Genomic DNA, 12470 nt, shown 5'->3' with positions numbered 1-12470 from the left:
GTTAACCTTTAGGATGTTTTGAAGTTATCGAGGTGGGAGTCGTAGTCGTAGAGCAAATCATCAGTAGGTGCTACAGCACCGCTGCTTGCTGTGTAATATGGTGAGTAATCAGTATTGTTAGTAGTAGCAGGCTGAAAAGTATTAGCTGCTCGTGCTCTGCGCTCTGAGCGCATTCCTGTATTCATTGAGACGGCATTAGGCGTGTTGGTATTTTTAGTCTTAGAATTACCACCTACTAAGCTTGATGCAGATACAGCCGCATCAGCTATTTTAGTCCCCCTATTTATGATATTGGCTACATCTGACCTACCTGCCAGGTTAGCCGCAGAACTTAATACACCTGTCGCTTTTTTTGTGTCGTCACTTAATCCTGAGTTTAATCCACTTTCAAAGGCCGCTAAGCTTTCTACATCATCAGAGTTAGTTACAGAAAACACTGATCGAGCAATAGGCTTTGATAATGCAGCCAAAGGGTTTTTTAAACTTGCAATGCTTGAAACTGCATTTACAGCTGCGCCAGCTTTTTCATAATTATCTTGTGGAGTAACACCATTGTTATTTTCTTTTGCAGCACCTCGTAATGCTTCACCCACTTCCACTTTAGTGTCATATCCATCGCCCAAGCCAAGCGATTCAGCTACCTTATCAATTTGATTGGCAGCCCCACCCAGAAATGAGTTTTCATTAAATCCTGCTCGTTTTGCCATGCCAAGCAATCCGCCTACATTTTTAGCCTGGTTGCTCGCCATGCGTTTATTCGATGGCATACTGGGATCATGCGTTCTCGCTTTATGTAGATCGCGTTCTTCTTTTGCCTTGTCTGCATCGCTTGGTTGGTTCTTGTCAGTATTATTGGCTAGCTGATCATCATCACCGCCACCAAAAAAATCGCGGATACTGTCAAATACACTTCTTGCGCGAGTTCTACGGTCTTCAGACTTATTTTTATTGGTATTGCTGTTATTGCTCTCTGAACTATTTCGTGATTCACCTCGACGGCCTTCACCGCCCCGATGATTACCTGGACCAGATCGGTTACTGTTTCGATTGTTGGGTAATTCGCTACGAGAAATACCCCTCATGTGTGACATAAAAACTAACTCCTTTTGTTACCATTAGTGTTAGCAACTAGCCCTTGTGTGAGTAAGCCTCCTGTTAAGTTGGCTGAATGGGAGTCATAACGGTAATTTTGTGGGTTTGAAGCAAAGTACGTGCGTTTGTTACGTTGCGCCCATTGCTTATCGAACATCTTTTCACGCCAACTTCTGTCTTCTTTTTGATTGATGTAATTAAGCGCACTGCCTGCCGCACCCGCAATCGCTGAAGCTACCTCACCATTCTTTTTTAGCCAATTAAATGCACCGCTTGTTGTATCTACGACAGAATCAAACCAACTCATACTGTTTCTCCTTAAATACCTGGAGCGTTTGGCATGGTGTCATGCTTTGTCCAGTTCGATTGCCAAGTGGGTAAAGCACTAAAGAAATTCTTAAGAAATTTCAGGTCAGCATTACGGCGAGCAATCGTGTTATTGATCATCTTATCTTTTTCAGCCTGGGGAATTTTCTCAGCTTTTTCGATTTCATTAACACTAATACCCGCGTTCACCAACATATCTTGTATGGCTTTCATGTACTGACCATGGGTATTTGCAGCAACACTCTGACCCAGTTTATCTTTCTCATACTGATTGAGTTTTTCAGCTTTTGCTAAGTCATATTCATGAGATTTCGATTTACTTGCTAAATCATATTCATGACTTTTTGCGGCTTTTGCTAAATCATATTCGTGAGACTTCGATTTGCTTGCTAAGTCATATTCATGACTTTTGGCCGCTTTTTCTAAGTCATACCCATGTTGTAGCCCAAGTAAGCCGGTTTTATATGTATTTTGCTGTTCAAGCACATCTTTGTCATGGGCCTGATTGCGACTGGTCATATAATCTTGGAGCTCAGCTTGTGCGTCACTTTGTGCAATAGGCAGTGCATTACGAATGGCTGAAGCAGTAGACGCACCCGCCGCAAAGCTAGAATTAGCTAAGCCACGACTGGCAGCTGTATTCAAACCACTTTGCTTTGCTTGCTGCATGTACAGTGAATCGCTATTGGTTAACTTATTAAGCTGATTACTGGTTAATGCATTAGGATTTTTTTGTTGCAGCGTACCAGGACTATTTGGATTTGAGCTTGCAAAATTAGAATTATTGGCTGAGGCAGTATTTAATGTTTGAATTTTTTTTGTTTTATTAAGTTGATTATTTGCTTTACTCAATAGTCCCGACATTACTCATACTCCACATAAATGCTGATGCTACGGGGGGTTCAGGCCAGACAATGTCATCAAGTGAAAGCTTTGTGAGTTGTTCTCTAAGCCTTCGCCGATAGTCTGTCCATTGAATCTGTTGTTCTTCGCTCAGCGGACTATCCGGCATTAATGTCCAATTTGTATCGTTAATTATCCGCTGTATAAAATCATGAACTTCAGCACGCAAAAGCACTTCATCAATAACAGGGTCACACTTAACAGTTTCATAGGTTTTATCCAACATATTAAAAATGATGGGTGTTTTAAATGCTTCTTCATTTTCAACAAAGTAAGCATCAAAACCTTCCACATTTCGTGATATAGCCTTGATAATGTGTTGTTCTGTGGGGTTATTGTAAGTTGTGAGTGAACTTGTATGAAATGAGGTTATAAAGCCATATTCTAACTCTACATCAACTGTACAGTTTTCTTCATTAAAATTAATAATTTTGAATTTCATAATGTCTTCTGAAAAATATCAAAAATATATGAGGCATGATGTTTAATTTCTAATGCTATGTTTTCAGCATAGGAAGGTGTTGTAGGTAGATCATTTGATACGATAAATTTATAGTTATCTTGTATCATTTTGGCACGCACATCGGCTGAATAAAAACATTCCCAAGACGGTTGAAATATCCAGTGTGCGCGTGTTTCAGCCTGGTTAATAACATCAATTAGAAAGTGTTTAATGCTTTCATTTTTATCAAAGTAATTTAATTTATTAAGAGCCAGTAATTGCGTTCTAATTGTCTGCCAATCACCATCACATTGTTGAGCAAGGATGATCGCTAATTCACGTATAACCCGCATAGACTGCCAAAACAACGCATTGTTGTAACCAAACGCGATAATGCCATTGTCACTGACATAATCTTTATAAATCTTATGCATTGACTGTCGGTCTTCAGGATAAACCCATGAGTAAATGCCTGTTGTCACTACATAATCAATGAATTTATTTGGTTGGTAATCTTTAAAATCGCAACACACATACTCAACATTGGTGGGGGCATCTTGCTTTGCAATGGCAACATAATCCGCATTAAACTCTACACCTGTAAACTGATAATCAGGACATAACCTTGCTAACTGATTAAAATCTTTTCCTGTTCCTGTACCAAGACCCACATAATGCTTACCACTGGGTAACTGGGTAAAACGACTAAAAAAAGCTGGTCGGAATTGATAAAACTGCTGTGAATAGTCTGTAAGTGCAGAATCTTGGTAGGTCCAAGTTGTTTGCAGGGCTATCATATAATACGCCCTTTAATGTTATTGCCCCCTAGTGCACCTATCCAGCTTACCCTATGGTGATAACCATTGATTGCAATACCGGCAATACCACCAGCGCCGCCATAATAGTTTAATGTAGGTCCATTTTCTCTTACCTGCCCATTGCCCCCATTAGCACCGTTGTTTCCATAAGCACCACCATGCCCACCATGACCAGCATAAGAGCGATGCTGAGAATTGCTACCTGGCGACGCAGATGAAGAATGCCCTTGTCCTATACCACCATTCCCACCGTTGTACCAAATGATACGACTTTTGTTGTTTCTGTGACCTCCGGCAGCACCACCACCTGCTCCGCCTCCACCAGCGTAGATAATGCCTTGGTTATTGAAGACTAATTTGCTGCACCCATGATTTGGATTGATATAAAGTGCATTTCCTCCAGCTTGTCCTGGTAAACCATTACCACGATTGCCACCGCCTCCACCATGGCCGCCAGCACCTAAAATTTGTGCATAATTGATGACAGTTAACTCTCGTCCTGCACACTCGCCGTGGAAATACAATCCATAATAGGTAGCATTGCTTGATAAAAATCGATAGTTCGAGGGAATCGTTAATACAACACGTCGAGCGTCTTGGGCATTTGGTAATCGCTGAGCAACCCACTGAGACATATTAAAATGAGACAGTGTTGTTGTGCTTGCACTAAACGTAATGTGTTTTACATTGGCTTTACCATAAAACTGGCTTAACTCTATTGCGCCTGACGTGGGCACACCTGCATCTACACCGTAATACTGATCAAGCCATGTAATCCCATTGGCGTCAGGCTTATTACCAAACTCTGCAATAATTTGGTGTAACCAAATTTCACCACTTGTGGGTAGCATTTAAATGACTCCCTCTTTTTCAAGGGTTTCAACTAAATCATTTAATGCTTGTGTGAGCAGTGCAATGACGGCCATGGGATTGATATTTAAAAGCTCATTATCTTCATACACCCCGTCTGGCATGATTTCTTGCACTTCTTGTGCGATTAATCCAGCCTCATGTTGATGTTGAGACAAATCTGTACGTGTATAGTGATAACCAGACAGTTGACGCACTTTATCAAGCGCATTTTTAATGACAGTAAAATCTGTTTTGACTCTTTTGTCTGAGCGTTGACCTAAACGAGCTGCAATTAAGTTATTTTTAACAACTACACCATCATTCACAGTTAAACTACTAACGGTTGCTGAACCCTGTACAGATAAAGCACCAATGCTTGCTGACCCTGATATGCCCGCATTTGAAGTAACCGTTAAATTACTGGTTGTTGTTGTCCCTTTTACCTGTGCGTTTCGACCAACTGTTATGTCATAAGTAGAGGTTAATGATGCAGCGGAAACAGTGCCTGTGGAATTCAAGTTACCTGATATAGAGCCATTCCTATCAGAACGTATAAGCTTTGGCATTTCACCTAATGAAATCGCTCCTACATCAGCAGCGGTAGGTTTAAATGCCGTGTGATATACGCGCTGACGATAGTTAGCACCTGCATAAATTTCACCTTGGACATATAACGTTTTGTCCATGTGATAGGCTGGCGTGGTTGTTTGAAAATGGGTATAAGATGCGTTAATCGGTCCGATAGCTACGCCACCATACACTGTTTTTAACCAAACGCCACTGCTTGCCGAACCTTCTATAGTACGACTATTGCCTAAATCGATACCTTTGGCTGCCCACAATTTATTTTCAGGTAATCCAAAGCGCTGATTAGCAAGCGCATTAAACCGGCCATCGACTTGGCCTTGAGTTAATCGTGTTTTGATAACTTCATTAATATCATTTCTTAATGCCGTATGACCTGCTTGAATTGCGCCATTGATGGTTGCTTCTGTGTCTTTTAATTTAGCAACACTGACCAATTTATTGGCATCATCAGAGCCACCAGCATCATCAAGCTGTATCTTTTGCAAGTAGCGCTGATCGCCATGAAACTGTAAGTCTTCAACAAAATCAGACTGTACTAAAAACTCGCCATTACTTTTCACATAACAGCCTTTTTCTACTAAGCCTGTCGTCTTTATCGCTTGCAATGAAATTGAGGCATTATCAGAGCCTACTGCAACGTAAGCTGCAACGTAATCCCGTAAATAGCGAAGGTGAATTGCATCAGTGTCATCCTTTGGAATACCAAGACCAGTGAGCCTATAACCTTCCGCACTGGTATCTTTTAGCCAGTGCTGTACATGTAGTTTTACATCTGCCAGGTTAGCGGCTTGATGATCTTCCTTTGCTGACTTTAAGTTAGCGATATGATGATGCTTAGCATCAACATGTGTGTCCCATGCTTTAAATTGACCATAGGTCATTGCATGATGCAGTTGTATTGCTGCGGCTAAGTTCGTTAAATTGAAACTGTTTGCAGAGACATTTTCAGTCCACTTTTGCCATTGATGATATGGCACAGGGCTTTGTGCTTGTGTTGGGTTTTCAACAATGAATTGCTGATTAAACCCTGTGCTTTTGCCATTGGGTGTGGGTAGTGCATCAAACCCTTTTTTAACAAACAGAAAGTCTTCTCGTACATGTGAGCCACGGGCGGCGGTGCGACTCGCATACTGGTGTCGTACTTTGTAATAACTGTTCATTAGCCTCGATCTCGACGACGTGGGATATAGTGAATGTGTACCCCTTGGATGATGAAAGGCTGTGTGAAGGCATCTTCACCGTGAATACAGATTGAAATGTTTTTACCAGTGCCGCTTACAGACAAAGCAGCGGTTGCAACAATAGGCGAGTCCCACAGAAATTCATCCCAGTTTGAGCTTGTCCATAGTCCACCACCACCATAGACATAAAATGGTTGGGTGTTGGGGCTTTCGACATGCGGAGCTGAATAATCAATTTCGGGAGCCACTAAAAGCTTCATTGGTCCTGGACTATCAATTTCCAGCTCAATACGTTTGAACGCTTTACGGTAGGAAGGAGAGCCTAAGTGATTAAAAGGAAATCTTAAAAAGTGCTCGATGGGTAATCCGTCAAAATTGGTACCAACACCATCTTTGTAAACATAACCGTTAGGACTACCAAAAAATCGAACTGGCTCACCAGTAGCAGTCTCACCTGTACAGAAACAACTAATTTCAACAGGGTATTTCAGGTAAGTAAAATACTGCTGGGGCTTCATTATCAGTATTTCACCCATACGACTATAAAAGCGAACTTGCCCCCGTTCAGGTACGGTTACACTACCTGTAATGTGTAACTTCAACTGATCCAGTATTGGTTTAACATGCTTTGAAACACACGCATCACTGAAGTCACCAAAGGCTTGTACACGACCTATAGCAACTACACCGCTATTATCAATGGTGTACGTATCACCTAAAGATTGCATCGTGTCTTTAAATGCACCCGAGTTTTGTGCAATAAGCTTTAGTGAAAACTGGTCTGAAGTTTGTCCAAATAATCCAAACAGTTGCTTTTCACAACCAATAATTAAAACACCGCCCGTTGTTGATTTTAATCCAGTGACGTTACTACCAATTGCAATTTCATTAGCACCTAAAACGGCATTAAAAGATGTTGGCTCAGCAATCACAGAGTGTCTAACTCGCCCACTGGTAAAACCTAAAAATAAATAATGATTATGTGTTTCGATAAAGCTGGGATTATTAATTTCTTCTGGATTTTCTAAAAGAATCGGAAATAAATACTCACCATTAAAGCAATAGGCGGGGCCATTTCCCGTGCAAAAATACACAGCCTCTTGGTTCTGAGAACCATAAAAATTATGGATACAGTGATCAAAGTGCTTAATTTGCTCTAACTGACGTGTTTCAACTCTCCACACCTTTGCACCAAAGTTGAGTGACTGTCCTGCTTGGAAACTACCCTCTACTATTTGAATCAGGCAATAGCCTTTACTCGTTTTATCGTCATTTGAGCCGCTGGTACGCACCCATTTCAGTACCTTCGCTTTAGCTGCTCCTGCTTCAATAGCATCAGTGGGGAACTCTTCTCCTTGCTCATACCATAGTATGATTTGCTGTGTGTTTACCTGCTGCCACCCTGTAGCACTTGATTGACTTAATTGGGTACCACGTAAGGCATAAAGCGTATTGTGGAAATAAAAAAGGCCCGTAATTGGGCCTGTTCCGTGGGGCTTGGTGATTTTCTGTCGATAAAATGCTTCCAAGGTTTCTAATTTTTTATCGCGCTCAATGGTTTCTCCGACTTCATACAAACCTTCCAGTAGGCGCTTTACGGCGTATTGTTCACTTTGGATGCTTAGTACACTACCAACCTGCAAAGCTGTTGTAATATCCGTTGCTATTCGTGCTCGATCTTGAAAAATTACATGACCAGTGCCTGCGCCTGTAATGGCTTGATACTGGACATTCGGTGGCTCTCGATCCAGTTCTATACACAACGCATAGCGTTCTACTGGAGAGCGTTGACCATCAAAGCGTTGGTACCCATTAATACGACGATAGCCGCCATTCATACCTGGCTCGTAATTGAGACAGTCAATTAGCTTACCACCACTAATAGTCATTGCAGGGCTTACTAAGTCTAATCCACCGTCAAATGGGATATACTTCGTTTGCGTTGCTGCCATTAATAAGTCCTTATGACTTCTTCATACTCACCAAAAAAGCCACGATTGCGACGCTTAGGTAGTTGGTGAGTTTCGAGCTTAGGATATAACCGATTAATGCCTTCAAGTGCTTGGTTTTTTAACTCTGGCGCGTTTTCATAATTGGCGTAATACAACATTGCATAATAAATAATAAGACGCTCAAATTGAGAAGGAATCCAGCTCATATCATCATCATTTTCAAACACTTGAGGTTTACAGTAATACTCTGCAACAACCTCATAATCCCCATCAGGCGCATCAACAAGCTGTAAACTATCATCAGGAAGGACAATAACGTGGTAGGGCTGACCTCTCACCACATCAATGCCTTCTATTGCTTCAATTTCCTCAACACCAACTTTATAGCCATTAATTGATACTTCTTTGGTTCGCCAAACCTGTAAATCATCAGGTGGTGCATAAATAAAAGGCCGTTGATTAGTCGCAGGATCAATAGACGTTATAAAGCGGTGTTTACGCCATAAAAACTTCCAATTAAAATATTCACTTTGAATCTCTTCGTTGGCTGCACGAACCCAACCAACCAATCTCTCATACTCACCCTGTTGATTGATAGTGCTTTGTGGGCCAGAGCCACTAGCTGCACATTCAACGCGCAACTGCTGGCATAACTCAAGATAGGTTCTCTGGGTCATTGGCTTTGGCTTGTGCTTCTAAAATTTCAGTAATCAGTTCTTCAGAGCTACGACTTTTAACACCGTATTTATCACCTATACGGCGCAAACCTTTAATACCTTGGTTTTCAAGCAATCGTTCAAGGTCTTCTTTAGTGTATATGGTTACAGCCGCTTCATAAGTTGGCTCATTCGTTGCCATAGTAGTTGCTATGGTGGCATTTTCAGTACCCGACATGCTTTCACCTCGGGTGTCAAAATAAATACCGCCTTGCCAGTAGACCGCCCCATCTGTACGGCCTGATACGGTCGCATAAGGCAGTTGAAAGTTAATCTTCATATGTAACGCCTCCGAAGATATGTTCACCAAACTGAGTTTCATCAGAATAGTTAATACGCTTTTTTAATATAATATTTTCGGTGTTAATTTTAGCTCTACCACTTAACCCGTTTTTAGTGTCCTGTCCTTCATTAAAGCGCTGCTCAAAGGTTTTTGGTTGTGCTGTATCTAACGATATATATTTAGTTGATCGCATTAAATTGGCCTTTATATCTCAATAAAAAAAGGGGGATTATTCCCCCTTACTTTTTGCCAAAATTAAATCGTACTTTGTCTTCCTTTTTTTGGCGCTGGTTTTTCGTTGTGGCAGGGCCAGTGTTTTTAGTGGTGATTTTTTGCTTTGGAGTAATATCTTTCATATTAAGAGTCCCCTGGTTGTACAGGTGTTTCTAAAGAGTCCCAAACATAAACACGTGCATCGTTGGCGGCAGGGTGACATAGCGCAAACTCTAAAAGTGCATACCAAGCAATACCATGTCCACGCCCATAATCATCAGGAATTTTGCCCCGGATTTCTTCAGGTATGGCCACAGCCTCTGCTACGGCATCAGCACCAATAAAATAAGCACGATCAGACTTGCCGTTTTTCCACTTAGCATTTGGTATATTGGTCTGAGAAACGAACCTTACACCCTCATAACGCCCTTTTTCTCCATTGATAATTCTTGTGTAGCCTTCCGAAACGTAGGTACTGAGCTTTTCCCATTCCTTACGGAAAGGTCTAAATGTCTTAGGTCTGGCAATACACACATAATTGCCGTCGTCGTCGATAGGAGGAACATTACTTTCTTCCAAATCATCAACAATGGTTTGTATATGATCAATACTTAAAGGAGAGTCATTAATAATTTCAGGCTTACCCGTTCTGTAAGTGATCACCTCACCATTTGGTTGACCTACCATTCGAACAGGCGAGCGTTCAAATGCTTCCCATGCGCCTGTATCCAGTACTTTTTTACAATCATTTTTAAGTTGTTTGTTAATTATTTGTGTAACTGGCTTTTCACTTAAATCATTAAGCTTACCAGTGTACGGAACGGATAACCCCCACTCAGTGATTACGACAGAAGCGTTATCTGCATCAAATTCAGTTTCTGGTATGGGGTTATCTTCTGATAATCGGCCACCTTGGTCTTTAAGATCGCCAAAAACAGTCCAATTAAACTTTTCACCTCTGTTTTTTCCAATTGCTTCCTCAATCTCACCAAATTGTCGAAACCGAGTCATGGGTTGAACTTTCGTCATTAAATGGTCTGAAAGCTTTGGACTTGCCAAATAGCCTTCATTGGATGTCCACAACATGCTCATTGACGTCTTAACTCCTTAAGTCTACTAATCTGTCTGGCTGGAGAGTATTCAGCCTGGCTTTGGGATGAAATATTGAATTGTTGGTTTGAAGATTGAACAGGGCTTTCTAAACGCTGCTTATTTGCAACACGCTTGTTTGTTGGTTGGGAAAGTTTTAATTTTTCTTCGCTGTAATACTTGAGTGTTTGTTTGCCTGCCTCCTCTAATATTCGAGTGTTGGACCAGTGTGGATTCTTACTTTTAAGTTGTTCGGTTAGTTTGTCACAGTGCTTGAAAAGTACAGGGTTGGTAGTGATTTCCTGGTATTCATTTTGAAATGATTGATAGGCCTCAGCCAACGCACGCTTTTGTTCTTGCTCCTGTTTCACAAGGTTGTTTTGCTCTATTTGACTGGCTATTTGGTTGACCAGGGAATCATAATCAAGTTGAGGTGAGTTACTTTGCGATTGAAGGATTAGATCACTCAGTTTTTCAGCCGCTGCTTCTGAGTCCCCTTCGTATAGAGTATCAAACGCCTCAGCCAGCTGAGTCCTGATTTGTTCAGAATCTATGGCCTTTTCTTGCTTACTTTGAGGCGGCTCGCTTTGTTCTTGTAACTGTGCGGCTTGTTGCTGCTGCGTTAAAAAAGCTTGAATCAGTTGATCTTGACGTTGTTTTACCTGTTCAAGATCATCAAACTGTTGCTCAATTTGACTAATAGGAACCTTCTGTCCTCTGATGGTAATCAGAGTATCTTCTGAGTTTTGTAGCTCTGGTTCTGGTTCTTCTTCTGATGGTTGAGGCGGCTCTAATTCTGAGTCAGCAGAACTTTTGATAGGGTCAGTTAACTGAGTTTCTTTATCAAGCTCAGTGTTCTTGTTCTTATTTTCGTCTTCATTTTCATCATCATCTTCTAGCTTTTCGTCCCAACTCTTTTCACGTTCTTTTCTCAGCAGCTCAATACGACTACTGTATGGGTTTTCTGAAGGCACAGCAGTGCTTTCAGCTTCAGTGTTTACTGAATCTGTTGTGTTGTCAGTCATAGTGGGTTACTTAATAGTACTCAGGATTATTTAAGGCGTGAAGGCTTTGTTCGGCGTCGTCTGCATTGATAATCAGACTTTTTAAAGTCATTATCATGTTAATGTTGGATTTAATTTCAACTTGAATATCAGTAATTGACTGAGTATTAGATGGTGAAGTGACTAAAAAGGCTTTGATTGCTTGTTGAATGTTGGCTTCTGCACTTGAAATAATGTGCTGTCCAATTTCACTTTTCCAAAACTTTACAGCCTGATTACCAAGTTCAATGGCATAAAGGTGCTCATTAATCTCGTCATTTAATAATTTTTGATACGCTTCGTCTTCCATTATTAATGCTCGTCTACAACTCCAGTCTGACTTACATAAAAGCTGTATTTTTCTATCAATTGTTTGGCGGCATGGTCAAATGCTAAGCTCTCTCCTAGTTCTTGATCGTAGTCCTTTGGATTAACACAAGCACTTTGACCTACTATGTAATAGTCATTTTTGGTTTTTAAAACACAGAGAGTCAAAACACCACGAGTAAGGAACTCAACTGTTTCCATTACTTCTTCAAGTATTTCATCACGATTTATTGCCATATACTTGTCCTCTTATACCCTTTCACTATTGGTCTTTTAACTGCTCTAAATGAAACCGATAACACCTTTCCAGCTCTAGAAAAGCGTGTAACTTAGCCGCTTTTTCTCCAAAGCTTGAGCCTGCATGTTCTGGATTAATCGCAGTACTGTAACCTACAAAATAAAAACCAGACTTTGTTTTTAATATACACACGGTAACAACATCCCGTTTAATAAACTCAACGTTATCAACAAGTTCACTTAGTATGTCCATAAATGTTTCGGTACAGTCGATAATATCTTTTTCCAACTTATATCCCCTGATTTCCAGTTTCTTTTTTGTAATTTAACTCATTCATCTTATTAATTTCTTGAGTCGCGGTAATATCTCGTTTTGTTGTATTTTGCCGATCAGCAATTTCTAACTT

At 40.8% G+C, this 12470-nt stretch carries 16 protein-coding genes; all 16 read right to left on the bottom strand.

The genetic code is table 11. The annotated features are described in order from the left end of the window. Positions 1-8: 8 nt before the first annotated feature. A complete protein-coding gene (locus KHS79_RS23680) occupies positions 9-1091 on the bottom strand; it encodes a hypothetical protein (protein ID WP_212722660.1) in 1083 nt (360 codons plus the stop codon). 5 nt (positions 1092-1096) lie between these two features. Then, a complete protein-coding gene (locus KHS79_RS23675) occupies positions 1097-1399 on the bottom strand; it encodes a hypothetical protein (RefSeq protein ID WP_212722659.1) in 303 nt (100 codons plus the stop codon). A gap of 11 nt (positions 1400-1410) precedes the next feature. Then, complete coding sequence (locus KHS79_RS23670) at positions 1411-2283, bottom strand: hypothetical protein (protein WP_212722658.1); 873 nt, start codon at positions 2281-2283, stop codon at positions 1411-1413. After that, the gene (locus KHS79_RS23665; protein ID WP_212722657.1) at positions 2264-2764 is read right to left on the bottom strand and encodes a phage tail assembly chaperone; all 501 of its coding nucleotides are present in this window, start codon (positions 2762-2764) and stop codon (positions 2264-2266) included. Before KHS79_RS23665 ends, KHS79_RS23670 begins: the two co-directional genes overlap by 20 nt. Further along, on the bottom strand, positions 2761-3561 hold the full coding sequence (locus KHS79_RS23660) for a class I SAM-dependent methyltransferase (protein WP_212722656.1): 801 nt from the start codon (positions 3559-3561) through the stop codon (positions 2761-2763). The genes KHS79_RS23665 and KHS79_RS23660 overlap by 4 nt, the downstream gene beginning before the upstream one ends. Next, positions 3558-4433: a hypothetical protein gene (locus KHS79_RS23655; RefSeq protein WP_212722655.1), complete on the bottom strand. Its 876-nt coding sequence runs from the start codon at positions 4431-4433 to the stop codon at positions 3558-3560. Before KHS79_RS23655 ends, KHS79_RS23660 begins: the two co-directional genes overlap by 4 nt. Further along, positions 4434-6182 (bottom strand): tail fiber domain-containing protein, encoded by a 1749-nt coding sequence (locus KHS79_RS23650; protein WP_212722654.1) that lies wholly within the window; start codon positions 6180-6182, stop codon positions 4434-4436. It abuts the gene before it with no gap. After that, positions 6182-8155 carry a hypothetical protein gene (locus KHS79_RS23645; RefSeq protein WP_212722653.1) on the bottom strand — a complete coding sequence of 658 codons (1974 nt, stop codon included), beginning with the start codon at positions 8153-8155 and terminating at the stop codon, positions 6182-6184. The genes KHS79_RS23650 and KHS79_RS23645 overlap by 1 nt, the downstream gene beginning before the upstream one ends. Next, positions 8155-8832, bottom strand: coding sequence for a phage adaptor protein (locus KHS79_RS23640; protein ID WP_212722652.1), 678 nt, complete (start codon positions 8830-8832; stop codon positions 8155-8157). The genes KHS79_RS23645 and KHS79_RS23640 overlap by 1 nt, the downstream gene beginning before the upstream one ends. Beyond that, positions 8810-9151 (bottom strand): Rho termination factor N-terminal domain-containing protein, encoded by a 342-nt coding sequence (locus tag KHS79_RS23635; protein ID WP_212722651.1) that lies wholly within the window; start codon positions 9149-9151, stop codon positions 8810-8812. The genes KHS79_RS23640 and KHS79_RS23635 overlap by 23 nt, the downstream gene beginning before the upstream one ends. Beyond that, on the bottom strand, positions 9141-9347 hold the full coding sequence (locus tag KHS79_RS23630; protein WP_212722650.1) for a hypothetical protein: 207 nt from the start codon (positions 9345-9347) through the stop codon (positions 9141-9143). The genes KHS79_RS23635 and KHS79_RS23630 overlap by 11 nt, the downstream gene beginning before the upstream one ends. Before the next feature lie 164 nt (positions 9348-9511). Continuing rightward, positions 9512-10459, bottom strand: a complete 948-nt coding sequence (locus KHS79_RS23625; protein ID WP_212722649.1) for a hypothetical protein — start codon at positions 10457-10459, stop codon at positions 9512-9514. After that, entirely contained in the window at positions 10456-11481 is a 1026-nt protein-coding gene (locus tag KHS79_RS23620) for a hypothetical protein (RefSeq protein ID WP_212722648.1), read from the bottom strand. The genes KHS79_RS23625 and KHS79_RS23620 overlap by 4 nt, the downstream gene beginning before the upstream one ends. Positions 11482-11491: 10 nt before the next feature. Then, entirely contained in the window at positions 11492-11809 is a 318-nt protein-coding gene (locus KHS79_RS23615; RefSeq protein WP_212722647.1) for a hypothetical protein, read from the bottom strand. A gap of 2 nt (positions 11810-11811) precedes the next feature. After that, positions 11812-12063 carry a Gp49 family protein gene (locus KHS79_RS23610; RefSeq protein WP_212722646.1) on the bottom strand — a complete coding sequence of 84 codons (252 nt, stop codon included), beginning with the start codon at positions 12061-12063 and terminating at the stop codon, positions 11812-11814. A gap of 25 nt (positions 12064-12088) precedes the next feature. Continuing rightward, positions 12089-12352: a hypothetical protein gene (locus KHS79_RS23605; RefSeq protein WP_212722644.1), complete on the bottom strand. Its 264-nt coding sequence runs from the start codon at positions 12350-12352 to the stop codon at positions 12089-12091. Positions 12353-12470 lie beyond the last annotated feature (118 nt).

This window comes from Zooshikella ganghwensis, assembly GCF_018263875.1.
Taxonomy (GTDB): Bacteria; Pseudomonadota; Gammaproteobacteria; order Pseudomonadales; family Zooshikellaceae; genus Zooshikella; species Zooshikella ganghwensis.
This window is presented reverse-complemented; position numbering and strand designations above follow the sequence as displayed.